Raw genomic sequence first — 24,321 nt, 5'->3', positions numbered from 1 at the left:
GTTGTGCTCGCTCACTACAGGGGCCACACCTTCACTCGATCACCCGCGGCGAGGGACACCGCGTCTGCTGGAACGTCGATCAACACGTCGGCCCACGCGAGCGCCGCCACGAGATGCGAGCCCGGCCCGGACACCACCTCGACACCGGAGTCGGTGCGGCGGCCGCGTAGGAACTGTCGCTTGCCGGCGACCGAGGTCACGGCGTGGTCGAGCGTCGCGTCCTGCTGCGGGACGTCGGGCAGGCCGACCGCGCGGCGCAGCAGCGGGCGCACGAACACCTCGAACGAGACCATCGTGCTCACCGGGTTGCCCGGGAACGTCAGCACCGGGACCTCGTCGACCAGGGCCAGGCCCTGCGGTCCGCCGGGCTGCATCGCGACCGGCCCGAACCGGGCGCCGAGTTCGGTGAGCACGTCCTTGACCACCTCGTAGTCGCCCATCGACACGCCGCCCGACGTGATCACCAGGTCGGCGCGGGCCACCGCGCGGCGCAGGCAGGTCCGGAAGACGTCCGGGTCGTCGCTGCTGCGGTCCACCACCGACACCTCGGCGCCGTTCGCCCGCAGGCTCGCCGACAGCGCGGCACCGTTGGAGTCGAAGATCTGCCCCGGCTCCGGGGTGGCGCCGGCGTCCACCAGTTCGGCGCCCGTCGTGAGCACCGCGACCCGCGGTCGGGTCCGCACCGCCACCGACGCCAGCCCCACCGCGGCCAGCACCCCGAGATGACGGGGTGCGAGCAGGGTTCCGGCGGGGAGCAACAACATGCCGGTGCGGACGTCGCTGCCGCGCTCCCGGACGAACTCGCCCACCTTCCGCGACCGGAGCACGGTGACCTTGCCGTTCTCGACCTCGGTATCCTCCACCGGCACAACGGCTTCCGCGCCGTCGGGTAGCGGTGCGCCGGTCATGATCCGCACCGCGGTGCCCGGGACGTGGGCATCCGGCCGAGCGGGCCCGGCCGCGACGGTCGCGACGATCGGCAGGGTCGCGGGGACGGCGGCGATCGACGCCGCGTCCACCGCGAACCCGTCCATCTGCGAGTTCCGGAACAACGGCAGGTCGACGGGGGAGGAGACGTCGTAGGACAGCACCCGGCCGAGGGCGTCGTCGAGTCGGACGGTCTCGGACGGCCGTGTGAGCATCGGCGCGAGCAGTTCGGCCACGTCGGCGGCGTGGTCTTCGACGGATCGCGCACCCGGACGTTGTGCCATGACAGCCAATCCTAGGCACCCGGAGCGGTATCTTCACCGCACTCGGCGGACCGGGCGGCGGCATACTGGTGGCATGACAGCCGCGACACGGACCGGGACGGCGATCGACGTCGGCATCCCTACCGTGCGCACCGCACCGTCGACGACCGGACGTCCCGACGTGCCCGAGCTGATCGACACGTTCGGTCGGACCGCCCGCGACCTGCGGGTGTCGATCACCGAGAAGTGTTCGCTGCGGTGCACGTACTGCATGCCCGCCGAGGGTCTGCCCGCCATCCCGTCCGCTCGGCTGCTCACCGCCGACGAGATCGTCCGGCTGGTCGGCATCGCGGTGCACCGGCTGGGCGTACGGGAGGTTCGGTTCACCGGCGGCGAACCGCTCATGCGCCGTGACCTCGAGGCCATCGTCGAAGGTTGCACCGAGCGTGTCCCCGGTGTTCCGTTGTCGATGACGACCAATGCGGTGGGCCTCGAGCACCGGGCCGACGCGCTCGCCCGTGCCGGACTGTCCCGGATCAACGTCTCGCTCGACACCGTCGACCGCGCGCACTTCGCCGAACTCACCCGCCGCGACCGCCTCGACTCGGTGCTCGCGGGCATCCGCGGTGCGCAGGAAGCCGGACTCGCGCTCCTCAAGATCAACGCGGTGCTGATGAAGGAAACCCTCAGCGGCGCAGTCGAACTCCTGCAGTGGTGCCTGGACTCGGGATGCGCGCTGCGGTTCATCGAGCAGATGCCGCTCGACGCCGACCACGAGTGGGCGCGGGAGAACATGGTGGACGCGCAGACGCTGCTGAGTGTGCTCGGCGAGCGGTTCGATCTCCGGGAGATCGGCCGCGACGACCCGTCCGCTCCCGCCGAGGAGTGGCTCGTGAACGGTGGCCCGGCCACGGTCGGGATCATCGCATCGGTCACCCGCTCGTTCTGCGAGGACTGCGACCGCACCCGGCTCACCGCCGAGGGGACCGTCCGGTCGTGCCTGTTCAGCGACCGCGAGGTGGACCTGCGCGATGCGCTGCGATCCGGTGCCGACGACGAGGATCTCGCGCAACTGTGGCGGGCCGCGATGTGGGACAAGTGGGCCGGGCACGGCATCAACGCGGCGGGTTTCGTTCCGCCGCAACGCAGCATGGGAGCGATCGGTGGCTGAGACCCTCGAGACGGTGCAGGTTCGGTACTTCGCGGCCGCCGCGGAGGCCGCGGGCCGGACCGAGGAGGCGCTGACGCTGCCCGCCGGTGCCGATCTGACGCACCTGCAGGAGACGCTCGCCGAGCGCTACGGGGAGCGGATGGCGAAGATCCTCGGGGTCGCCGCGTTCCTGGTCGACTCGGAACTCACCCGCGACCCGACCAGCGCGGTCGGGGCACAGGTGGACGTGCTGCCGCCGTTCGCGGGCGGCTGACCGCCGCTACTGACCGCCGTTACTGGGCGGCCAGCCACTGATCGAACGTGACGGTCCCGAAGTGATTGTCGGGAACCAGGTTCCGGCCCTCTCGCCAGAACGTGCCCATCGCGCCGGGCATCGGCAGGTTCGTCACCCGCCCGCGGGCCCCGGTAGCCGCCTTCCACGCCTCCGCCATCTCGCGCATCGTGAGGACCTGCGGCCCCGCGACGACCACCGGATCGGCCGTCACCGACTCCCGCTGCCCGGCGTCGACCAGGGCCCGCGCGACGTCCGAGGTGTCGATCGACTGGAAACGGGTGCCGGTGAACGCCGGGATCAGGCCCAGCTTCGACGCCGGTGCGCAGAGCATCGGGACGAACTCGTGGAACTGCGTGGCCCGCACCACCTGCGTCGGCAGCGGCGACTCGGCGTACCGGTGCTCCTGCTCGGTCTTGGCCCGGTAGTAGCCGAACGTCCCGCGGTCCACGTTCACGATCGACAGCAGCACCGCACGGGAGACGCCGGCCGCGCGTGCCGCCGACAGCAGATTCTCTGCGCCGGTCGTGAACACCGCGCGGGTACTGCGGGTCTTGCCGTCGGTCGTATCGATCACGACGTCGACGCCGCCGAGAGCGTCCGCGAGTCCGTCACCCGTGATCAGGTCGCCTGGGGCGTGCTCGACGCCGGCGCCCAGCGCCGCGCCGCGGCGGCTCAGCACCCGCACGGTCTCCCCGCGGCGCACCAGCTCGGCCACTACCGACCGACCCGCGACCCCCGTACCGCCCGCCACCAGATACGTCGTCACGATCGGTCCCCTCCGGTTCTCGGGTGTCGGTCCTCGTCAGTCCTCGCGCCACCACGTGTCGAGCGGGGTCACCGGGACCGTGCGCTTGTGGCGGGTGTTCCGATACATCCGCTCGAGCTTGGCCGCGACGTCGGGGGCGACGTCCTTGCCCTCGAGGAAGTCGTCGATCTGGTGGTAGGTGACGCCGAGCGCCATCTCGTCCGGAAGCGACGGCCGGTCGTCCTCGAGATCGGCCGTGGGCACCTTCCGCCACGTGGAGTCGGGGGCTCCCAGTTCCTGCAGCAGTGCCGCGCCCTGGCGCTTGGTGAGCCCGGTCAGCGGGGTGAGGTCCACGCCGCCGTCGCCGAACTTGGTGAAGAAACCGGTGAGGGCCTCCGCGGCGTGGTCGGTGCCGACCACGAGGTAGCCGAGCTCGCCCGCAATCGCGTACTGGATCATCATCCGTTCGCGCGCTTTGATGTTGCCGCGCACGAAGTCTCGAAGCCGACCGCCGTCGCCGAGGATCTCGCGCATCGCCTCCGACGCCTCGCCCCCGGTCGCATCCGCGCCGGGCTTGACGTTGACTGTCAGCGACCGATCCGGCGCGATGAACTTCAACGCGACCTGCGCGTCCTCCTCGTCGAACTGCGTCCCGTACGGCAACCGGACCGCGACGAACTCGGCGGCGTGGCCCTCGGCGCGCAGTTCCTCGGTCGCCAGCTGCGTCAGGCGTCCGGCCAGCGTGCTGTCCTGCCCGCCGCTGATCCCGAGGACGAAGCCCTTCGCCGGGGTGGAGCGCAGGTAGTCCTTGATGAACTGCACCCGACTGCGGACCTGGGCAGCGGGATCGATCGTCGGTTCCACACCGAGTTCCGCGATGATCCGTGCACGCGAAATTGCCATGGCAGAACTGTAGCGAGCACGGGTCGGGTACGCAGCACCGCGAACCGGCACGGCAGGATGTGGCCCGACGCCATCGGCGGCGTCACGGAACTCGGGAGACCTTGATGAGCAGCACCGGCATCCTCGTGGTGAGCGCCACGCGGGAGGAAGCGGCCCACGTGCCCGACGGCATCGACGTCGTCGTCACCGGAATCGGCAAGGTCGCGGCCGCGGTCGCCGTCACGCAGGCCCTCGCCGGGTACGCGCCGGACGCGCTGCCCCTCGTCGTCAACATCGGCACGGCCGGCGCGCTGCACGGCCACCACTCCGGCCTCTACGTGCCGTCGGCGGTGCTCAACCACGACATCAGCGCCGAGGTGCTGCGCTCACTGGGGCATCCCGTCCGGGACGCGATCGACCTCGCCGACGGTGACGGGTCGGTCCTGGCGACCGGCGACACCTTCGTCTCCGACGCCGCTGTCCGCGACGCGCTCGCGGCCCGCGCCGACCTGGTCGACATGGAGGGGTTCGCGATCGCGTTCGCGTGCGAGCGGATCGGCGCCCGCTGCCGGCTCGTCAAGCACGTGAGCGATCACGCCGACGACTCCGCGATGGACTGGCCGGCACAGGTGGACGCGAGCGCCCGCGTCCTCGCCGGGTGGCTGCGCGACGCGCTGTAGCGGACCGGCGGCGGCCGGTCAGCGGCCGGTCACTGGGCGCGTAGGCCCAGACCCGTGCCGTCGGCCTTCATCAGTCGCATCGTGGCGCCGTCGAGCTGGTAGGTGACCTGGCCGTCGAGGACGTGCAGGACCGAGCGTTCCACCTCCGCGACGTCGTCGGGGCAGGCCATCATCGTCGTCGCCAGCTCACCGAACGTGATCGTGTCGCCGTCGATCGTTGCCGGGCCGTTGAAGCGGTTGCATCCGGTGGAGCCGGTGGCCTGGCCCTTGTCGTCGATCGTCAGGGTCGGCGCCGACGCCTCGAGCGCGGCCGACGTGCTGATGGCCTGCGGGGTGATGAGTGTGTCGACCACCCATGTGGTGCCGACGACCGGGCGGTCGGGGTCCGCAGTCTTCTTGTCGGCGAGGGTGACGGTGGTGTCGGGGGTCGTCAGTGTGAGGACGTCGTTGTTCAGTGCCCAGGTCGGCTGCGCAGTGAACAGATCGGTCATCCACTTGTCCGCGCCGCCGACGTCGCCGGGGCAGGCCATCATCGTCGTCGCGATCGCGCCGGTCTTCACGGTGCCGCCCGTGAGTTCGACGCTGGTCACGCCACGGTTGCAGCCCGCGCTCATCGCGATGCCGTCCCGCTCCGGGAAGGCCACCTCGAGCGGTCCGCCGCCGGGAATCGCCGGCCCCGTCACCTCGGTCGACACGAACGTCCGGCCCCACAGTGCGTCGGCGGGTGACGACGCCGCGGATGCGGAGGGGGTGGTGGAGGACGGTGTGGTGGTGTCGCCGTCGGCGTTGTCGCTGCACGCGCTCAGGGTCGCGGTGGCCAGGAGAGCGAGGAGGACGGTCTGCGTGCGCATGGCCACACCCTAGGTGACGTCGGGTCCGATTCGGGTGATTCGGCGCGCCAGGTCTTCCCAGTTGTTCGCGAGGCGTTCGGGCGGTATTCCGAGGACCCGGATCTGATGCAGCACGAGGCCGGCCTCGAGTGTGGCGAGCAGGGCGACGGCGAGCAGTTCCACGTCGCCGTCGACGCCCGCGTCGCCCAGCAGCGTGACGACGTGGCGCAGGCTCACCGCGCGGGCCGGTCCCGAGTAGCGGAACTCGGGGGAGCCCTCGGCGGCGCGCAGCACATCGCCCTGCACGGTCACCATGTCCAGGCGGGCGCGGCCGAAGGCGATCAGCCGGTGCAGTGGGGGAGCGTCGGGCCCGAGCGGTGCCGGACCGAACATGAATGCGTGCTGCAGTTCGCGCTCGGTGTGGTCGAGCAGTGCGTTCATCAGTCCGGAGCGGCTGCCGAACCGGCGGAAGACCGTGCCCTTGCCGACGCCGGCCTTCGCCGCGACGGCCTCCATCGTCACGGCGTCCACGCCGCGCTCCGCGACGAGGTCCGCCGCCGCATCGAGGAGCAGTTTCCGATTGCGGGCAGCGTCACATCGCTCGGGGATCTCGGCGTCCACCAGCGGAAGGAGTGGGCTGTTCACGTGACGTATCGTAGCCCAGCGGGAACATAAGTGGACCACGGTCCGTTTGTGCTGCTATACCTGTTGCAGCGTCAACCATCGCACCGAAGGAAACACCAGTCATGTCTGAGACCCGCGTTCTCTCCCTCGTCGGCAGCCTCCGCGCCGGCTCCGTCAACCGTCAGGTCGCCGAGACCGCCGCCGCCGTCGCCCCCGAGGGCGTCGAGGTCACGATCTTCGAGGGCCTCGGAGATCTGCCCTTCTACAACGAGGACGTCGACGTCCCGGGCGCCTCGATCGCCGGTGTCGACGAGCTGCGCGCCGCCGCCGCTCAGGCCGACGCCCTGCTCCTGGTCACCCCGGAGTACAACGGCACCGTTCCCGCCGTCCTGAAGAACGCCATCGACTGGCTCTCGCGCCCCTACGGTGCCGGTGCCGTCAAGGACAAGCCGGTCGCCGTGATCAGCGCCTCCCCGAGCCCGAACGCCGCGAAGTGGGCGCACGACGACGCCCGCAAGGCGCTCGGCGTCGCCGGCGGCAACGTCCTCGAGGCCGAGCTGTCCATCGGTGGCACCATCCAGAAGTTCGGCGAGCTGCACCCGCGTGAGAACGCCGAGGTCGCAGAGCAGGTCGGTGGCGTCGTCGCCGCTCTGGTCGAGGCTTCCAAGGCTCTCGTCAGCGCGTAGTTCTTGTGGCCGAATGTCACATGCGTCCAGTTCGACTGAACGCATGTGACATTCGGCGTTTCACGGGTAGTGCCTCACTCCGTCGGCGTGATCCGCTCGCCGACGGTGTGCACGATCACGATCTCCGGCGACAACGGGATCAGGTCGTCGACGGTCCTCTGCAGATCGTCGACCGGCGGGAGCTCGCCGGGCCCGAGCACCACGACCGTTGCGGTCCGGCCGTGCAGGGTGACGTCCGTGACCTCGGCGCCGGGACTGCCACCCAGCCACTGCGCCGTCGCCGTCGCTATCTGCCGCGCCCACAGCGACGACAGCGAGTTGACGACCATCGGCACGGCCACGACGACGAGGGCCGCCGCCAGGACGAGGTAGGCGCGACCGCGATGGTTCGCGGTCCCCGACGCACCCACGGCATACCCGGTCGTGACGAACACCACCGTCGACGTGATGATCATCGCGACGACGTTCGACGCGAACAGCACCCCTGCGCCCAGCGCCAGGTCCGGGGCGCCCGAGCCGAGGCACACGCCCACGACGGCGAGCGGCGGAACCAGGGAGATCGCGATCGCCACGCCGGGCAACACGTCACCGACGTCGCGGCGGCAGACGGCGATCGCGCCGACCAGTCCCGTCGCGATCGCAGCCGTCAGGTCCATCAGCGTCGGCGACGTCCGGCCGACCACCTGCGAGTTCGACAGGACGTTGGTGGGGTCCGGCAGTAACTGGGCGAACACGAATCCCAGCGCGATCACGAGCGCCATGCCCACGGCGACGTACGCGAGGCTGCGGCCGATCAGGGCGGCCCGTCCGGTCGTGATGCCCAGGCCGATGCCCAGGATTGGCGTCGACAGCGGAGCGACGATCATCGCGCCGATCACGGTGGCCGTCGAGTCGCCGATCACGCCTGCGGCCGCGATCACTCCCGACAGCAGCAGCATGACCCAGAACGCCGACCGCTTCGCGGATGCGTCGCCCTCGGCCAGATCGAGGCGGTCGTGCAGTTCCTCGGGCGTGCGACGCTGACTGTCGGGCACCAACACCTGCATGGACGCGCACACCTCCGGGTCGACGGTGTGCTCACGCTAGTGCCGTCCGTGTGCAGAGATCACCGGATCTCGCGGGACGCGGCCGGACGCGGCCGTGTCAGAGCCCGGCGTCGTCCATCGCCGCGTCGACGGCGTCGCGGACCGAGTCGAAGTCCCCGCCCGATTCCAGGGCTGCCAGCTGAGCGGACTCGATCCGCTCGCGTACCCGCTCGTAGCGCGCGGTCCACGCCTCCTTGTCGGCGCGCCAGTAGCCGATGACGTCGTAGCGCTCGGTGGGCCAGCCGAGGTCGTGGCGCACCCACCGGCGCACCTCGCGCGACAGCCCGGCTTCACCCGCGAACCACACGTAGCCGGGGCCGTCCGGGAGGGGCCACTGCCTGGCGCGTGCTGCGAGAGCGCTGGGTGCGACGCCGTTTCCGGTGCCGTGCAGCCACGTGTACGTCACGTCGCCGGCGGTCTCGAACCGCTGCTCGTCGCCGGGCGTGGTGACCTCCGCGACGACGTGTACCCGGGTGCCCGGGGACAGGCCTTCGACGATCCGGCCCACCGCGGGCAGCGCCGTCATGTCCGCGAGCAGTAGTTGCCACACGGTGTCGGAGGGCGGTCGGTACCAGCCGGACGCGGCGGTGACGCCCAGCGTCTGCCCCGGCCGGGCCTGCAGCGCCCACCGGACGGCGGCGCCGCCGTCGTGGACGGCGAAGTCGATGTCCATCTCGAACGCGGACGGGTCCCACCTCCGCACCGTGTAACTCCGCATTTCCGGACGGGGGCCCTCGGACGGGTAGTCGAGGACGGACCCGATCCGCGTCGGGAGCGGGGGAGCATCCTCGCCGTCGTCGGGGAAGACCACCAGGAGGCGCTCGTCCGGGTCGCCGCTGGAGGTGAAGTGCCGCAGGTCGCCGCCGCGCAGGGTGATCCGCTGCATGTTGGGGGTGACGCGAACGACGTTCGTCACGGGTGCGAAGAAGTACGGACTCGGGTTGTCGGGCACGGCTCTCACCCTGGCACAGGGTGCCGGTTCGCGGGGCACTCCGCGACTGATGGCTATCGGCCAGTTAACGGTGCGATCCGGGTCGTCGCGAGCGGTCGATGGGGGCGGCGGGAGAGGTGTCGGCGTGTCGCCTCCGGCGTGTCGCGCGCGGGCCCCTCGGGAGAAGATCGGTGGCCTGCCCGGCCCGCGCCGGGAGTGTGCCGGTGGGTGTCGCCGACCCCTGCCGGAGTGCTTGTGTGGCGCGGGTTACGCGCGTCGGCGACCCGGGCGGATCGGCGTGATCGAACTCACCCCGTCCCGCCTCGGGAAATGTGACGCGCGACACGCCGGGGAGGGTGTCGGCGAGCTGCGCCGGAAGGGGCCGACCTGCGAATATCAAGCGTGTCACTCACAAGATCTCGGGTTATGCGTTTCTGTCGGCCACTAGGTGTAGTGTCTACACAGCCGAGAGGGCACAACGGGAACTAATCAGATCCCGGGCGCGAAGTAGGCCTCATCCTCGGCAGCAGAGTGCACAACCAGAGCTCGCCAGGCCGTGGAAAGAGGGACCCATCATGAGCATCACCGTCTACACCAAGCCCGCCTGCGTTCAGTGCAATGCCACCTACCGTGCCCTCGACAAGGCCGGTCTGGAATACGACATCGTCGACATCTCCGAGAACCCTGAGGCTCGCGACTACGTGATGGCCCTCGGATACCTCCAGGCCCCCGTCGTGGTGGCCGGTGACGACCACTGGTCGGGCTTCCGTCCGGACCGCATCAAGGATCTCACCGCAAACGCTGCCTGAGCCGTCGCGGCAGTGCTGCGGGGACGATCCACTCGAGTGAAATGGTGAACGCCGATGGCTTCGCTGGTGTACTTCTCCAGCGCGTCGGAGAACACACACCGATTCGTCGAACGGCTCGGTGTCCCCGCTACGCGCATTCCATTGCATGACCGCGAAGGCACGTTCGAGGTCGACGAACCGTACGTTTTGATCCTCCCCACCTATGGAGGCGGGACGACAGCGACGGGGCGCGACACGAGCTACGTGCCCAAGCAGGTCATCCGATTCCTCAACAACAAGCACAATCGCTACCTCATCCGAGGGGTGATTGCTGCCGGCAACACGAACTTCGGCGAGTCTTACTGCTACGCCGGGAACGTGATTTCACAGAAGTGCCGGGTCCCGTACCTGTACCGCTTCGAACTAATGGGAACAGCCGAGGACGTCGTCGCCGTGCGCGAGGGCCTCGCACAATTCATGGAGAGTGAACAGTGGCACCGACCATCACAGATTCAGCCCCGGCTGGGAGTGTAGAGCGCGCTGCGGCACAACCCGACGCGTCGGCGGGCGAGTTGGACTACCACGCGCTCAACGCGATGCTGAACCTGTACGGTCCGGGCGGCGAGATCCAGTTCGACAAGGACCGTGAGGCTGCCAACCAGTACTTCCTGCAGCACGTCAACCAGAACACGGTCTTCTTCCACAACCAGGACGAGAAGCTCGACTACCTGGTCAAGGAGAACTACTACGAGCGTGAGGTTCTCGACCAGTACACCCGCAACTTCGTCAAGTCGCTGATCGACCGGGCCTACGCGAAGAAGTTCCGCTTCCCGACGTTCCTCGGTGCCTTCAAGTACTACACCTCGTACACCCTCAAGACGTTCGACGGTAAGCGTTACCTCGAGCGTTTCGAGGACCGTGTGTGCATGGTGGCGCTCACCCTCGCCGCGGGCGACGAGACGCTCGCGACCGAGCTGGTCGACGAGATCATCGCCGGACGGTTCCAGCCGGCCACCCCGACGTTCCTCAACTCCGGCAAGAAGCAGCGCGGCGAGCCCGTGTCGTGCTTCCTGCTGCGCATCGAGGACAACATGGAGTCGATCGGCCGTTCGATCAACTCGGCCCTGCAGCTGTCCAAGCGCGGCGGCGGAGTTGCCTTGCTGCTCAGCAACGTTCGTGAGCACGGCGCCCCGATCAAGAAGATCGAGAACCAGAGCTCCGGCGTCATCCCGATCATGAAGCTGCTCGAGGACTCGTTCTCGTACGCCAACCAGCTCGGTGCCCGTCAGGGTGCCGGCGCGGTGTACCTGCACGCGCACCACCCGGACATCTACCGCTTCCTCGACACCAAGCGTGAGAACGCGGACGAGAAGATCCGCATCAAGACGCTGTCGCTGGGCGTCGTGATCCCGGACATCACGTTCGAGCTCGCGAAGAAGAACGAGGACATGTACCTGTTCTCGCCGTACGACGTCGAGCGCATCTACGGGGTTCCGTTCGCCGACATCAACGTCAGCGAGAAGTACCACGAGATGGTCGACGACAAGCGGATCCGCAAGTCGAAGATCAAGGCGCGCGAGTTCTTCCAGACCCTCGCCGAGCTGCAGTTCGAGTCGGGCTACCCGTACATCATGTTCGAGGACACGGTGAACCGGGCGAACCCGATCGAGGGCAAGATCACGCACTCGAACCTGTGCTCGGAGATCCTGCAGGTCTCGACGCCGTCGACGTTCAACGACGACCTGTCCTACAGCCATGTCGGCAAGGACATTTCGTGCAACCTCGGCTCGCTCAACATTGCGCTGACGATGGACTCGCCGGACTTCGCGAAGACCATCGAGACGTCGATCCGCGCGCTCACCGCCGTCTCGGATCAGACGCACATCTACTCGGTGCCGTCGATCGAGCAGGGCAACAACGACTCTCACGCGATCGGCCTGGGGCAGATGAACCTGCACGGCTACCTCGCGCGCGAGCGGATCTTCTACGGCTCCGAAGAGGGCATCGACTTCACGAACATCTACTTCTACTCGGTCGTGTACCACGCGGTCCGGGCGTCGAACCTGATCGCGAAGGAGCGCGGCACCCACTTCAAGGGCTTCCCGCAGTCCGAGTACGCGTCGGGCAAGTACTTCGACAAGTACACCGACCAGGTGTGGGAGCCGAAGACGGAGCGGGTGCGTCAGCTGTTCGCCGACGCCGGCGTGCAAATCCCCACGCAGGACGACTGGCGCGAGCTCAAGGCGTCGGTGCAGCAGTACGGCATCTACAACCAGAACCTGCAGGCCGTCCCGCCGACCGGATCGATCTCGTACATCAACAACTCCACCAGCTCGATCCACCCGGTGGCCGCGAAGATCGAGATCCGCAAGGAAGGCAAGATCGGCCGCGTCTACTACCCGGCGCCCTACCTGACGAACGACAACCTGGAGTACTACCAGGATGCGTACGAGATCGGGTACGAGAAGATCATCGACACCTACGCCGCCGCCACGCAGCACGTGGACCAGGGCCTGTCGCTGACGCTGTTCTTCAAGGACACCGCCACCACGCGCGACGTCAACCGCGCGCAGATCTACGCGTGGCGCAAGGGCATCAAGACGCTGTACTACATCCGCCTGCGTCAGATGGCGCTCGAGGGGACCGAGGTGGAGGGTTGCGTCTCGTGCATGTTGTGATCGCCAATCTCGAAACCCCGCAACGAAACTCGAAGAGGGAAGAACGATGACCTCCGCTCCCAACGTGCATTCGCCGGCCGACGGCACGCGCATCAAGCTGATCGACCGCGTCTCGGCGATCAACTGGAACCGCGTCCCCGACGAGAAGGACTCGGAGGTGTGGGACCGTCTCACCGGCAACTTCTGGCTGCCGGAGAAGGTGCCGGTGTCCAACGACATCCAGTCCTGGGCCACCCTCACGCCGAACGAGCAGCAGCTCACGATGCGCGTGTTCACCGGCCTGACGCTGCTGGATACCATCCAGGGCACCGTCGGCGCCGTGAGCCTCATCCCGGATGCGGTCACCCCGCACGAGGAGGCGGTGCTCACCAACATCGCGTTCATGGAGTCCGTGCACGCGAAGAGCTACTCGCAGATCTTCTCGACGCTGTGCACCACGCGTGAGATCGACGACGCGTTCCGCTGGTCGGAGGAGAACCCGAACCTGCAGCGCAAGGCGAAGATCGTCCTCGACTACTACAAGGGTGACGACCCGCTCAAGCGCAAGGTCGCCTCGACGCTGCTCGAGTCGTTCCTGTTCTACTCGGGCTTCTACCTGCCGATGTACTGGGCGTCGCGGGCCAAGCTCACCAACACGGCCGACGTGATCCGCCTCATCATCCGTGACGAGGCCGTGCACGGCTACTACATCGGCTACAAGTACCAGCGTGGACTCGAGCAGCTCGGCCAGGCCGAGCGCGAGGAGCTCAAGAACTACACGTTCGAGCTGCTGTTCGAGCTGTACGACAACGAGGTCGAGTACACGCAGGACCTGTACGACGAGGTCGGGCTCACCGAGGACGTCAAGAAGTTCCTGCGTTACAACGCCAACAAGGCGCTGATGAACCTCGGCTACGAGGGCCTGTTCCCGAAGGACGAGACGGACGTCAACCCGGCGATCCTCTCGGCCCTGTCGCCGAACGCGGACGAGAACCACGACTTCTTCTCGGGCTCGGGTTCGAGCTACGTCATCGGCAAGGCCGTCAACACCGAGGACGACGACTGGGACTTCTAGTTCCACCCCACTTCCGTGGCCGAATGTCACACGGGTTCAGTTCAACTGAACCGGTGTGACATTCGGCCATCGGCGTTTCAGGGCGAGGAGTGGAGGGCAACGACGTCCCGGCGCCGGACGACGGCCGGCGAGTTGTCGTAGTTGCCGAGCCACGGGCTGTCCGAGAAGGTCGCGACGACGTCGAGCGCCCCGAGTCGCCACCACTTGAGCAGATAGCCGAGGGTCGGCCACGCGCCGTCGGACGGGCGGATCACGCACAGGCCGAACAGTGCCTTGCCGATGGTCGCGTGGACGATCCGCTGCAGCACCACGCGATCCGCGAGTGACGCGGCGATCCACCCGATCGGCAGCGCGAGCGCGGCCCAGTCCCCGATTGCCGGGATGTCCAGGCAGACGGTCATCGCGACCAGGCCCACCGCGGCGTGCAGGACCCAGTCGACGACGAACGCGAGCACCTGCCGCACCTGCCGCGGCGACGGATAGCGCGGATCGTCCGAGTCGCCGTGCTTGTCGGTAAGCGGCGCCGGAATCGTGCTCAGGGGAGTGGTCGCGTCGAACCCTGATGTGGTCACCGGAGAAGGGTGACGGATCGCCACTCGAAAGGCAATGGTGCGGGCGGGTTTCCGGGCGAACCGTTGTGGTGTGGGACGGGCCGCGCCTACTGTCGAGAGCGTAGACCGACGACCACACCCGACGACGATCGAGGAGACGGCGATGACCGGTCGAGTAGTGCACTTCGAGGTCCCGTTCGACGACGGAGATCGGGCCCGCAACTTCTACCGGCAGGCGTTCGGGTGGAACGTCACCGAGATGCCGGAACTCGATTACACCGGTGTGTCCACCGGGCCTGTCGAGGAATCCGGGATGCCGGCCGAACCCGGCTACATCGGCGGCGGCATGCTGCAGCGGTCTGCCGAGACGTCACGGGGCCCGGTGATCACCGTCGACGTCGCCGACATCGATGCCGCGCTGGCGAAGATCGAGGCGCTGGGCGGATCTACCGTCGCGGCGAAACAGCCTGTCGGCACAATGGGATTCGCCGCGTACTTCCGCGATCCGGAGGGCAACGTCATGGGTCTGTGGGAGACCGCACAGGGCTGAGCCGGTGCCGCGCGGAGTCGGTTCCGCGTCGAGCCGGGTCAGTCGCGAGCGAACCAGGCGCGCTCGTCGTCGCGCAGGGCGGCCGCGATTCGCCGCTGCGACGACTCGGTGAGATCCGCCGGCAGCGCGTCGGGGGAGAACCAGCGCACGTCCAGGTTCTCGTCGTCGGCGACGTGCGCCTCGCCCGCCACCGCGCGCGCAAGGAAGCACACGTCGAGGTAGCTGGCGACGTCGCCGTTGGGGTACGTGATCGGCCCCGCGGTGTCGATGCTGCTCACCCGGACCAGTTCGGCGTCGATGCCGGTCTCCTCGCGGATCTCGCGCAGCGCCGCCGGACCGGGTTCCTCACCGGGTTCGAGGATGCCCGAGACCACGGCCCACTTCCCGTTGTCGGCGCGCTGGGTCAACAGCAGACGTCCGGTGTCGTCGAACACGACGGCGCTCACCCCGGGCAACCACAGTGGGGCATGTCCCACGTGTTCGCGGAGTGCCGCAACGAATTCCGGTACCGGCACGGTGAACTCCTAGGCGTAGCCGTTGAGGCTCGGCTGCAGATCGGCGAGGACGGCCCGCGCGGCGACGATGCCGTTGCCGGCGTTCCAGATGTCGTCGTCGACGGCGAAGACACGCTTGTCCGGGACGGCGCCGAGCGCGTACCAGTCGTCGGAATCCATCACGGACTTGCCGTGGTCGAGACCTTCGGGACCGTCGAAACTGACGTAGATCACGTCGCCCTCGGCGTCACCGAGATCCTCGATGTCCTTCGACGCCACCTCGATCCGCTGATAGGGCGGCCGCTGGACGCCGGCGTCGGCGAGGACCTGACCCGAGAAGCTGCCCGGCCCCATGATCGCGACCGAATCCGCGCCGAACCGCACCACCGACGCCTGCGTCTGCCGGGCGCCGAGTTCGGTTCCGATCCGCGCCGCGTCCGCGGTGTAGGCGTCGAGGGCCTGCCGGGCTGCGCCGGAGCGTCCCAGCGCCTCGCCGGTCGCCAGGAACCGGTCCTTCCAGAAGACGGGGTCCGCGCCGACGAACTCCGTCGGTGCCACCGCACGGAGCTGATCGGCCAGCCCCGGGTCGGCGGGTGCGGACCCGAGGATCAGATCGGGGGCGGACTTCGCGACGAGGTCGACGTCGGGAGCTCCGGTGGGGCCGATGCCGGGCAGCGCCGCAACGCCGGGACCCATGTACGACGGCAGCCGGTCGGTGCCCTCGGGAGTGGCCGCGCCCACGACCCGCCCCCACAGGCCCAGCGCGCACACCGCGTCCAGCGCGGCGCTGTCGAGAACGATGATGCGCTGCGGGTCCGCGGCACCCGGGTCGGCGGGGGAGGGGTCGGCGCACGCGGCGCCGGTGTCGCGTTCGACGTTCACGACACCGGCACCGGCGATCTTGGTCGTGGTCCGCACGATGGTGCTCGCGTCGTCTTCCGTCCCGCTACCGCAGCCGGCGAGTCCCACGAGCGCCACAGTCGCGAGCGCGGCGACAGCGGTCCGGCGGACAGGTCTTGCGGGCTGAGAACTGGACAATGCGACGACTTCCTGTTCGGCGAGCGCGGCGTGCGGGCCGACTCAGGTTAGCCGTTGTGCGGGTCCACCCCGAAGGCCTCGGCGAGGTCGTCGAGGATCTTGTGCGCGCCCTGGATGCTGACGGGCGTCATCCACATCGCGTCGTCCACCTCGACGATGCGGCCCTTCAGAGTTCCCCACAGCGGGTTCTGGCGGAAGGCCTCGGCGGCCTTGATCGACTTGCCCTCGGGATCCTCGTACGTCGCGACGAAGATGACGTCGGCCTCGGCGTCGTTGAGTCGCTCGGGGCTGATCGAGTTCATGATGCTGCCGGCGTCCGCGGGGTCCGCCTGCTGGCTGTCCGGGCGGGCGAGTCCGGCGTCGGCGAGGACGATGCCGCTGAACGACGTCGTCCGGTAGAGGCGGGCGGTCGGCTCGCCGGCGAACCGCACGACGGACACCTTCGGGTTGTTCGCCTTGGCGTTGATCTCGTCGCCGATCGCCTTGGCACGGGACTCGTAGTCGCCGATCTTCTGTTCGGCCAGGTCCTCCTTGCCGAGGGCCTTCGCGACGAGTCGGATGTTGTCCTTCCACGTCGGGCCGGTCGACTGGGAGAAGACCGTCGGCGCCAGCGCGGACAGCGCCTCGTAGTTCTTTCCGTCCCGCACCTCGGCCGACAGGATCAGGTCCGGCTCGAGCTGGGCGACCTTCTCGAGGCTCACGTTCTGCACCTTGCCGACCGACACGGCGTCGGCAGCGAACCGGTCGCGGGCGTCGCCGAGATAGTCGGGCAGACCCTGCTCGCGGTAGTCGACGAAGCCGACGAGCGGCGACTCGAGCAGGAGGACGGCGTCGGCGTAGCTGTTGTCGAGGGTGACGATGCGCTGAGGCTCGGCGTCGATGTTCGCCACACCCCGGAAGTGTTCGACGGTCCGCGGGAACCCCGTGGACTCGGTGGCCGTTGTATCGGCGGTGCTCTCGGTGGAGGAGCAGCCGGTGAGGGCGATGCTCACGGCAACTCCCAATGCAGCGAGGGAACCGAGCGTGCGGCGTCGAGTCAGTGTGTACACGAGATGGAACTCCAATGGGGGCAGAACGGTCGAACCGAGGTGGTTAGGTAAGGAAAACCTTAATAGCATGGATGTGTCGTTGCTCTCGACAGCCGGGTGCTCCCCGTTGACGGGCCCTGCACCGTGCCGACACGCCGCGGCGCGGTGGCCGAGAGGTCCGATCGGGGACTAAAGCCCTGTTCGCGGCCTCGAGGCCCAAAGGCCGTAAGGCCCGAGTACGACAGGGAGTAGGACCCGGTCCGCGGTGCCCGAAAGCACCGTCTACGATTCGATGAGCGCAAGCCAGCGAACGCCGATTCCGCCAGTCCGGGGTAGGCGCTCAGAGCGCGGCCTGCGGAGCGACCAAGGGCACATTCAGGAGGATCAGTGACTGCCGTAGCGCCCCAGCCAGTCCCGGAGATAGCAGCGAGGCCTTACCCGCCGCGGCAGGGACCCAAGGGCTCGTTCATTTACAAGATGGTGACGACGACTGATCCCAAGGTGCTCGGGATCATGTACCTCGTCACCTCTTTCGCGTTCTTCCTCATCGGTGGCCTCATGGCGCTGCTGATGCGTACCGAGCTCGCGATCCCGGGTCTGCAGTTCCTCTCGAACGAGCAGTTCAACCAGCTGTTCACGATGCACGGCACGATCATGCTGCTGCTGTACGCGACCCCGGTCGTGTTCGGCTTCGCCAACTACATCGTTCCGCTGCAGATCGGCGCGCCCGACGTGGCGTTCCCGCGTCTGAACGCCTTCAGCTACTGGCTGTACCTGTTCGGCGCCATCATCACCACCGCCGGCTTCATCACCCCGGGTGGTGCTGCCGACTTCGGTTGGACGGCGTACACCCCGCTGACGAGCGCACTGCACTCGCCGGGCGTCGGCGCCGACCTCTGGGTCCTGGGCCTCGCCGTCGCGGGCCTCGGCACCATCCTCGGTGGCGTCAACTTCATCACCACCATCGTCTGCCTGCGTGCACCGGGCATGACCATGTTCCGGATGCCGATCTTCACCTGGAACATCCTGATCACCAGCATCCTCATCCTGCTGGCGTTCCCGCTGCTGACCGCTGCGTTCATGGGCCTGTTCGTCGACCGTCACCTCGGTGGCCACATCTTCGACCCGGCAACCGGTGGCGTCCTGCTCTGGCAGCACCTGTTCTGGTTCTTCGGTCACCCCGAGGTCTACATCATCGCGCTGCCGTTCTTCGGCATCGTCTCGGAGATCTTCCCGGTCTTCTCGCGTAAGCCGATCTTCGGCTACAGCGGCCTGGTGTACGCCACGATGGCCATCGCCGCCCTGTCGATCGCCGTGTGGGCGCACCACATGTACGCGACCGGCGCCGTGCTGCTGCCGTTCTTCTCCTTCATGACGTTCCTCATCGCGGTCCCGACCGGTGTGAAGTTCTTCAACTGGATCGGAACGATGTGGAAGGGCCAATTGACGTTCGAGTCGCCGATGCTGTTCTCGGTCGGCTTCCTCGTCACCTTCCTCTTCGGTGGCCTGTCGGGCGTCCTGCTCGCGAGCCCGCCGATCGACTTCCACGTCACGGACTCGTACTTCGTGATCGCGCACTTCCACTACGTGCTCTTCGGCACCATCGTGTTCGCCACCTACGCGGGTATCTACTTCTGGTTCCCGAAGATGACCGGCCGCATGATGGACGAGCGCCTCGGCAAGTGGCACTTCTGGACCACGTTCGTCGGCTTCCACGCCACCTTCCTGGTGCAGCACTGGCTCGGTGCCGAAGGCATGCCGCGTCGCTACGCGGACTACCTGCCCACCGACGGCTTCACCACGCTGAACACGATCTCCACGATCGGCTCGTTCATCCTCGGTGCCTCGACGCTGCCGTTCCTGTGGAACGTCTTCAAGAGCTACCGCTACGGCGAGGTCGTCAAGGTCGACGACCCGTGGGGTTACGGCAACTCGCTCGAGTGGGCCACCTCCTGCCCGCCGCCGCGCCACAACTTCACCGAACTGCCCCGCATCCGTTCGGAGCGTCCGGCGTTCGAGCTGCACTACCCGCACATGGTCGAGCGCATGCGCGACGAGGCTCATGTCGGCATCGGACACGGCGGCAAGCACTCCACCGCGGTCCTGGAGGACAGCAAGTCCTAGCGGACCGGAAGGTCCCTGCACTACCGGAAGGCCCCGCCCGTATCTCGGGCGGGGCCTTTCCGTTGCCCCCGCGCTGACTTGGCAGAATGGGGGGCGACATTTCATTTTCGAGTTGTTCGAGCCCAAACGAACGGAGTTCTCTCGGTGGGTGCGTCAGACGCCACGGTTCTGGTGACGGTTACTGGTCCGGACAGGCCCGGCGTGACGTCGGTGCTCTTCGCGGCGCTGTCGCGTCACGACGTGAGCCTGCTCGACGTCGAACAGGTCGTGATCCGGGGCCGCCTCACGCTCGGCGTGCTGGTCGCGTGTCCCTCCGACCCGGAGGCGCTCCAGGAGGAGCTCGAAGAGGCGATGGACACCGTCGGCATGAATGTCGACGTCGAGATCGGCGCCGACCCGGCCGGTCGCCAGCAGGTGTCCACGCACGCCGTCGTGGTGCTGGGCAGCCCGGTCAGCGCGCGGGCGTTCCGCTCGCTGTCGCGTGAGCTGGCCCGGCAGGGCGCGAACATCGACTCGATCCGCGGCGTCGCCGACTACCCGGTGACCGGCCTCGAGCTCATGGTCACCGCGTCCAGCACCGGTGCGGAGGCGGACAAGCAACTGCGTACCGGGCTCGCCGAGGTCGCGGTCGGCGAGAACGTCGACGTCGCCGTCGAGCACGCCGGTCTCGCGCGGCGCGCCAAGCGGCTCATCGTGTTCGACGTCGACTCGACACTCGTGCAGGGCGAGGTCATCGAGATGCTCGCGGCGCGCGCCGGCGTCGAGGACGAGGTCCGGGCGGTCACCGAGGCCGCGATGCGCGGCGAGATCGACTTCACCGAGTCGTTGCACCAGCGGGTCGCGACGTTGGCCGGTCTCGATGCGTCGGTCATCGACGACGTCGCCGCCGACCTGCAGCTCACCCCGGGCGCGCGCACCACGATCCGCACGCTGCGTCGCCTCGGCTACCACTGCGGCGTCGTGTCGGGCGGGTTCCGTCAGGTGATCGAGGGTCTCGCGCACGAACTCGAACTCGACTTCGTCCAGGCCAACACCCTCGAGATCGTCGACGGCAAGCTCACCGGACGCGTCGTCGGCGACATCGTCGACCGCGCCGCGAAGGCCGTCGCGCTGCGCAAGTTCGCCGCCGAGGTGGGTGTTCCGATGGAGCAGACCGTCGCGGTCGGTGACGGCGCCAACGACATCGACATGCTCAATGCCGCCGGACTGGGCGTGGCGTTCAACGCGAAGCCCGCGCTGCGCGAGGTCGCCGACACCGCGCTGTCGCACCCGTTCCTCGACGCCGTGCTGTTCGTGCTCGGTGTCACCCGTGACGAGGTCGAGGCCGCCGACGCGGTCGACGGCGTCGTGCGGCGCGTGCCGATCGCATGACCCTCACCGGGGACGGGTTCGCGGCTCGGCACGGCGTCCTCGCCGCCGGGTACGGCAGCCGTCCGGACCCGGAGGATCCGGCGCAGGTCCTCGCGATGCCGATGGTCCTGCACATCCCCAAGGTCGATCCGCCCGCCCGCAGCGACCTGCTGGCCGCGGCGGCGTCCGCCGTCGTCGCGCTGTGCCTCGACGACCGTGTCGGGCCGGGCGCCGACGGCGAGCCCGGCCCGTGGCAGGACGCGTTCCTGGAATGGGCCGACGCACGCATCCGGAAGGTGGCGCGTCGGGCCCGGGGCGCGCAGTGGCTCGCGGCGCAGGACGTCGACGGCGTGACCGTCGAGGTCGGCGGTGCGCAGGCCCGGGCGCTGGTGCCCGGACGGGTCGGCGCCCTCGATCCACGGATCCGCAAGCTCCAGATCGGTGGCACGGACCTCGAACACGACGAGCCCGGGCCCGTCCCGGACGGCGTCCCGACACTGTGGGTGAACACGTCGCTCGGCATGAGCGTCGGCAAGGCCGCCGCGCAGGTGGGGCACGCATCGATGATCCTGGCCGGCGCGATGCCGGTGGACCGGGTCCGGCAGTGGGCTGCGGACGGCTACCGCTGTGCGGTGCGCGACGCCGACCCGCGGCAGTGGGCGCAGTTGTGTGACGACGTCGCCGGGGGAGCAGCGGTGGCGGTGCGCGACGCCGGGTTCACCGAGGTCGCGCCTGGTTCGATGACGGTCATCGCGCCGATTCCCTGATTCGTCCGGTTGCCGGGACGGGTCGGCCCGCCGACACGCAGGTCCGGTCCAGTCGGACCGCCGGATGGGCAGTACGCGAAGATGGTCGTTGTGTCGGAACCAGATCTTGATCTCCTCATCGATTTCGAAGACGTCCTGATTCGCCGTGGCGGAGCGACCCTCGTCGGCCCGGTCTCCTGGAAAGTGGAGCTGGACGAGAAGTGGGTCGTGCTCGGCCCCAACGGGGCGGGCAAGACCTCGCTGCTGCGCATGGCCGCCGCCGAGATCCACCCGACGGCCGGCGTCGCTCGCCTGTTCGGCGAGACGTTCGGCAAGGTCGACATCACCGAACTGCGCCCCCGCATCGGGCTGTCGTCGTCGGCGCTCGCGCACCGCGTCCCGGCGGACGAGATCGTGAGCGACCTGGTGGTGTCGGCGGGCTACTCGGTGCTCGGTCGCTGGCGCGAGCGCTACGAGAACATGGACACCGAGCGCGCCGTCGAGATGCTCGAGAGCCTGGGCGCCGAGCACCTCGCCAACCGCGTGTACGGCACGCTGTCGGAGGGCGAGCGCAAGCGGGTGCTCATCGCGCGGGCGCTGATGACCGATCCGGAACTGCTGCTGCTCGACGAGCCCGCGGCGGGACTCGATCTCGGCGGCCGTGAGGAACTCGTCGCGCGTCTCGGTGATCTGGCGGCCGATCCGGATTCGCCGGCGACCGTGCTGATCACGCACCACGTCGAGGAGATCCCGCCGGGCTTCACGCACGCGATGCTCCTCTCGGAGGGCCGCGTCGTGTCGCAGGGCCTGCTCGACGACGTCATCACGGCCGAGAACCTCAGCGAGGCGTTCAGCCAGTCGATCACCCTCGACCGCGTCGACGGCCGCTACTTCGCCCGTCGGACACGGCATCCCGGGCTGCACCGGGCCTGATCCGGTCCGCGTCGCCCGCGACACGCGCGGCCGACGTGCCCGGTGGGACTGGTGGTGAGGCGTCCGTCACTCGGGGCGTAAGTTCCCGGTATGGGAACTTCTCGAGAGTCGGACGCACCCACCGCCGGTGCCCCTCAGCAGGCCGGAATGTTCGATGCGGCACAGACCGCGGCGACCGCCCCCGAGCCCAAGGACGCCTCCACCGTCATGCTCGTGCGCGACGGTGACGACGGCGTCGAGGTCTTCCTGCTGCGGCGGGTGGCGGGCATGGCGTTCGCCGGCGGTATGACGGTGTTCCCCGGCGGCGGCGTCGATCCGTCCGACGGCACCGCGGACGTCCGCTGGGCCGGTCCCGCGTTGTCGTGGTGGGCGGAGCGTTTCGGCGTCGATGAGGCCCGCGCGAAGGCACTGGTGTGCGCGGCCGTGCGGGAGACGTTCGAGGAGTGCGGCGTGCTGCTCGCCGGACCGACCGAGGACACAGTCGTCGCCGACACGGCCGGGTACGCCGAGGCCCGTCGTCAGCTCGAGTCGCGGGAGTTGTCGTTCGCGGATTTCCTCGCGCGCGAGAACCTGGTGCTGCGCACGGATCTGCTGCGCCCGTGGGCCAACTGGATCACTCCGATCCAGGAGGGACGCCGCTACGACACCCGATTCTTCGTCGCGGTGCTGCCCGAGGGGCAGAACGCCGACGGGGAGACGTCCGAGGCCGCCGCGGTCGCGTGGCGCACCCCGGCCGCGGCCGTCGACGACTGGCGTGAGCGTCGCAGCGTCCTGCTGCCGCCGACGTGGCGTCAGCTCGCGACGTTGGGTGAATTCGACGGGGTGGATGCGATTCTCGCTGCCGAGCAGCAGATCTCGCCGGTTCTGCCGGAGCTGAGTTTCGTGGACGGCAATCCGCGCGTCTCGTTCCCGGGTGACGAGGGCTACTACGACACCGGAGCGTTGCCCTGGGGTACCGACAAGTAAGTTGGTCACATGGCTGAGTTTGTGACCCTCGAGGTTTCCGAAGGTATCGGCACGATCCGTCTGGCGCGTCCCCCGATGAACGCTCTGAACCGTCAGGTGCAGGAAGAGATCCGGGCGGCGGCGCGTCAGGCGACCGTCGACCCCGAGGTCAAGGCTGTCATCGTCTACGGCGGCGAGAAGGTTTTCGCCGCGGGCGCCGACATCAAGGAGATGGCGGAGCTCGACTTCGTCCAGATGAGCGAGATCATCGCCGACCTGCAGTCGGCCCTCGGCGCGATCGCCGACATCCCGAAGCCGACGGTTGCCGCGATCACGGGCTACGCGCTCGGCGGCGGCCTCGAGGTCGCGCTCGGCGCCGATCGTCGCATCGCCGGCGACAACGTCAAGCTCGGGGTGCCGGAGATCCTGCTGGGCATCATCCCCGGCGGTGGCGGCACGCAGCGCCTGGCCCGCCTGGTGGGCCCGGCCAAGGCCAAGGACATGGTCTTCACGGGTCGCTTCGTCGGCGCCGAGGAGGCCCTGCAGATCGGCCTGATCGACGAGATGGTCGCGCCGGACGAGGTCTACAACGCCGCGCGCAAGTGGGCGTCGCAGTTCACCGGTGCCGCGAGCCGGGCGATCGCCGCCGCGAAGGCCGCGATCGACCAGGGCCTCGACACCGACCTGTCGACCGGCCTGAAGATCGAGCAGCACCTGTTCGCGTCGCTGTTCGCGACCGCCGACCGCACCATCGGCATGGAGTCGTTCGTCGAGAACGGCCCCGGCAAGGCGAAGTTCACCGGCAAGTAGCCGCACACCCCACCTCTCGCGTTTTGCGCACTTGTCGTGGTCCCCACCGCTGCCGACATCGCCCTTCACCGGGGTGATCCCCACGTCGACGAGCCGCTGCCGGTCTTCCGGCTTGCTGAACCGCGCCAGTCCCC

The 24,321-nt window shown here is 68.6% G+C and carries 26 protein-coding genes; 15 read left to right on the top strand and 11 right to left on the bottom strand.

The genetic code is table 11. The annotated features are described in order from the left end of the window. Positions 1-14 precede the first annotated feature (14 nt). On the bottom strand, positions 15-1,211 hold the full coding sequence (locus tag LCL87_RS17985) for a molybdopterin molybdotransferase MoeA (protein ID WP_225022108.1): 1,197 nt from the start codon (positions 1,209-1,211) through the stop codon (positions 15-17). Positions 1,212-1,284: 73 nt separating this feature from the next. On the opposite strand from LCL87_RS17985, the gene moaA reads away from it, so the two are divergent. Continuing rightward, positions 1,285-2,361 (top strand): GTP 3',8-cyclase MoaA, encoded by a 1,077-nt coding sequence (moaA, locus tag LCL87_RS17980; protein ID WP_225022106.1) that lies wholly within the window; start codon positions 1,285-1,287, stop codon positions 2,359-2,361. Beyond that, the gene (locus LCL87_RS17975) at positions 2,354-2,614 is read left to right on the top strand and encodes a MoaD/ThiS family protein (protein WP_225022104.1); all 261 of its coding nucleotides are present in this window, start codon (positions 2,354-2,356) and stop codon (positions 2,612-2,614) included. The genes moaA and LCL87_RS17975 overlap by 8 nt, the downstream gene beginning before the upstream one ends. A gap of 19 nt (positions 2,615-2,633) precedes the next feature. Here LCL87_RS17975 and LCL87_RS17970 read toward each other — a convergent pair whose 3' ends face one another. Then, the gene (locus tag LCL87_RS17970; protein WP_225022102.1) at positions 2,634-3,401 is read right to left on the bottom strand and encodes an NAD(P)H-binding protein; all 768 of its coding nucleotides are present in this window, start codon (positions 3,399-3,401) and stop codon (positions 2,634-2,636) included. Between the two features lie 36 nt (positions 3,402-3,437). Continuing rightward, positions 3,438-4,283, bottom strand: coding sequence for an NAD(+) synthase (nadE, locus tag LCL87_RS17965; RefSeq protein ID WP_225022100.1), 846 nt, complete (start codon positions 4,281-4,283; stop codon positions 3,438-3,440). Positions 4,284-4,387: 104 nt separating this feature from the next. On the opposite strand from nadE, the gene LCL87_RS17960 reads away from it, so the two are divergent. Further along, positions 4,388-4,942, top strand: coding sequence for a nucleosidase (locus LCL87_RS17960; RefSeq protein WP_225022092.1), 555 nt, complete (start codon positions 4,388-4,390; stop codon positions 4,940-4,942). A 29-nt stretch (positions 4,943-4,971) separates the two neighbouring features. On the opposite strand, the gene LCL87_RS17955 is transcribed toward LCL87_RS17960, so the two are convergent. Both LCL87_RS17955 and LCL87_RS17950 read right to left on the bottom strand, forming a co-directional pair. Continuing rightward, the gene (locus LCL87_RS17955) at positions 4,972-5,793 is read right to left on the bottom strand and encodes an META domain-containing protein (RefSeq protein WP_225022090.1); all 822 of its coding nucleotides are present in this window, start codon (positions 5,791-5,793) and stop codon (positions 4,972-4,974) included. A 9-nt stretch (positions 5,794-5,802) separates the two neighbouring features. Next, positions 5,803-6,417 (bottom strand): TetR/AcrR family transcriptional regulator, encoded by a 615-nt coding sequence (locus LCL87_RS17950; protein ID WP_225022089.1) that lies wholly within the window; start codon positions 6,415-6,417, stop codon positions 5,803-5,805. 101 nt (positions 6,418-6,518) lie between these two features. Between LCL87_RS17950 and LCL87_RS17945 the strand changes: the two genes are divergently transcribed. Then, entirely contained in the window at positions 6,519-7,082 is a 564-nt protein-coding gene (locus tag LCL87_RS17945) for an NAD(P)H-dependent oxidoreductase (RefSeq protein WP_225022087.1), read from the top strand. A 74-nt stretch (positions 7,083-7,156) separates the two neighbouring features. On the opposite strand, the gene LCL87_RS17940 is transcribed toward LCL87_RS17945, so the two are convergent. After that, positions 7,157-8,128 (bottom strand): TIGR00341 family protein, encoded by a 972-nt coding sequence (locus LCL87_RS17940; protein WP_225022085.1) that lies wholly within the window; start codon positions 8,126-8,128, stop codon positions 7,157-7,159. A 97-nt stretch (positions 8,129-8,225) separates the two neighbouring features. Beyond that, positions 8,226-9,119: a siderophore-interacting protein gene (locus LCL87_RS17935; RefSeq protein ID WP_225022083.1), complete on the bottom strand. Its 894-nt coding sequence runs from the start codon at positions 9,117-9,119 to the stop codon at positions 8,226-8,228. Positions 9,120-9,673: 554 nt separating this feature from the next. On the opposite strand from LCL87_RS17935, the gene LCL87_RS17930 reads away from it, so the two are divergent. From LCL87_RS17930 to nrdF, 4 genes are read left to right on the top strand one after another with little or no spacing between them, the layout of a single operon-like run. After that, positions 9,674-9,907, top strand: a complete 234-nt coding sequence (locus tag LCL87_RS17930) for a redoxin NrdH (protein ID WP_127914379.1) — start codon at positions 9,674-9,676, stop codon at positions 9,905-9,907. A gap of 54 nt (positions 9,908-9,961) precedes the next feature. After that, on the top strand, positions 9,962-10,420 hold the full coding sequence (gene nrdI / locus LCL87_RS17925) for a class Ib ribonucleoside-diphosphate reductase assembly flavoprotein NrdI (protein WP_225022081.1): 459 nt from the start codon (positions 9,962-9,964) through the stop codon (positions 10,418-10,420). Then, a complete protein-coding gene (gene nrdE, locus LCL87_RS17920; protein ID WP_225022079.1) occupies positions 10,378-12,564 on the top strand; it encodes a class 1b ribonucleoside-diphosphate reductase subunit alpha in 2,187 nt (728 codons plus the stop codon). The genes nrdI and nrdE overlap by 43 nt, the downstream gene beginning before the upstream one ends. A gap of 46 nt (positions 12,565-12,610) precedes the next feature. Beyond that, on the top strand, positions 12,611-13,618 hold the full coding sequence (nrdF, locus tag LCL87_RS17915) for a class 1b ribonucleoside-diphosphate reductase subunit beta (RefSeq protein ID WP_225022077.1): 1,008 nt from the start codon (positions 12,611-12,613) through the stop codon (positions 13,616-13,618). Positions 13,619-13,695: 77 nt separating this feature from the next. On the opposite strand, the gene LCL87_RS17910 is transcribed toward nrdF, so the two are convergent. After that, entirely contained in the window at positions 13,696-14,190 is a 495-nt protein-coding gene (locus LCL87_RS17910) for a hypothetical protein (protein ID WP_225022075.1), read from the bottom strand. A 142-nt stretch (positions 14,191-14,332) separates the two neighbouring features. On the opposite strand from LCL87_RS17910, the gene LCL87_RS17905 reads away from it, so the two are divergent. Next, the gene (locus tag LCL87_RS17905) at positions 14,333-14,719 is read left to right on the top strand and encodes a VOC family protein (RefSeq protein ID WP_225022074.1); all 387 of its coding nucleotides are present in this window, start codon (positions 14,333-14,335) and stop codon (positions 14,717-14,719) included. Positions 14,720-14,757: 38 nt separating this feature from the next. Here LCL87_RS17905 and LCL87_RS17900 read toward each other — a convergent pair whose 3' ends face one another. Genes LCL87_RS17900 through LCL87_RS17890 form a run of 3 tightly spaced genes read right to left on the bottom strand, consistent with a single transcriptional unit; the run spans position 14,758 to position 17,300 of the window. Beyond that, positions 14,758-15,234, bottom strand: a complete 477-nt coding sequence (locus LCL87_RS17900) for an NUDIX hydrolase (protein WP_225022071.1) — start codon at positions 15,232-15,234, stop codon at positions 14,758-14,760. A 9-nt stretch (positions 15,235-15,243) separates the two neighbouring features. Then, positions 15,244-16,251: an iron-siderophore ABC transporter substrate-binding protein gene (locus LCL87_RS17895; RefSeq protein WP_225022064.1), complete on the bottom strand. Its 1,008-nt coding sequence runs from the start codon at positions 16,249-16,251 to the stop codon at positions 15,244-15,246. A gap of 47 nt (positions 16,252-16,298) precedes the next feature. Then, the gene (locus LCL87_RS17890; protein ID WP_225022062.1) at positions 16,299-17,300 is read right to left on the bottom strand and encodes an iron-siderophore ABC transporter substrate-binding protein; all 1,002 of its coding nucleotides are present in this window, start codon (positions 17,298-17,300) and stop codon (positions 16,299-16,301) included. A gap of 366 nt (positions 17,301-17,666) precedes the next feature. Between LCL87_RS17890 and ctaD the strand changes: the two genes are divergently transcribed. The 6 genes from ctaD to LCL87_RS17860 all read left to right on the top strand — a co-directional run bounded on the left by ctaD (position 17,667) and on the right by LCL87_RS17860 (position 24,187). Continuing rightward, a complete protein-coding gene (ctaD, locus tag LCL87_RS17885) occupies positions 17,667-19,403 on the top strand; it encodes an aa3-type cytochrome oxidase subunit I (protein WP_225022060.1) in 1,737 nt (578 codons plus the stop codon). A 144-nt stretch (positions 19,404-19,547) separates the two neighbouring features. Continuing rightward, on the top strand, positions 19,548-20,774 hold the full coding sequence (gene serB, locus LCL87_RS17880; protein ID WP_225022058.1) for a phosphoserine phosphatase SerB: 1,227 nt from the start codon (positions 19,548-19,550) through the stop codon (positions 20,772-20,774). Then, the gene (locus tag LCL87_RS17875) at positions 20,771-21,520 is read left to right on the top strand and encodes a peptidyl-tRNA hydrolase (protein ID WP_225022056.1); all 750 of its coding nucleotides are present in this window, start codon (positions 20,771-20,773) and stop codon (positions 21,518-21,520) included. Before serB ends, LCL87_RS17875 begins: the two co-directional genes overlap by 4 nt. Before the next feature lie 81 nt (positions 21,521-21,601). After that, the gene (locus LCL87_RS17870; RefSeq protein ID WP_225022054.1) at positions 21,602-22,432 is read left to right on the top strand and encodes an ABC transporter ATP-binding protein; all 831 of its coding nucleotides are present in this window, start codon (positions 21,602-21,604) and stop codon (positions 22,430-22,432) included. Between the two features lie 147 nt (positions 22,433-22,579). Then, positions 22,580-23,398, top strand: a complete 819-nt coding sequence (locus LCL87_RS17865) for an NUDIX hydrolase (protein WP_225022130.1) — start codon at positions 22,580-22,582, stop codon at positions 23,396-23,398. A gap of 9 nt (positions 23,399-23,407) precedes the next feature. Further along, a complete protein-coding gene (locus tag LCL87_RS17860; RefSeq protein WP_225022052.1) occupies positions 23,408-24,187 on the top strand; it encodes an enoyl-CoA hydratase-related protein in 780 nt (259 codons plus the stop codon). Positions 24,188-24,321: the final 134 nt, after the last annotated feature.

The sequence above is a fragment of the Prescottella equi genome (assembly GCF_020171745.1).
Lineage (GTDB): Bacteria > Actinomycetota > Actinomycetes > Mycobacteriales > Mycobacteriaceae > Prescottella > Prescottella equi_A.
The sequence above is the reverse complement of the archived record's forward strand: the minus strand, read 5'-3'. Positions and strand labels throughout refer to the sequence as shown.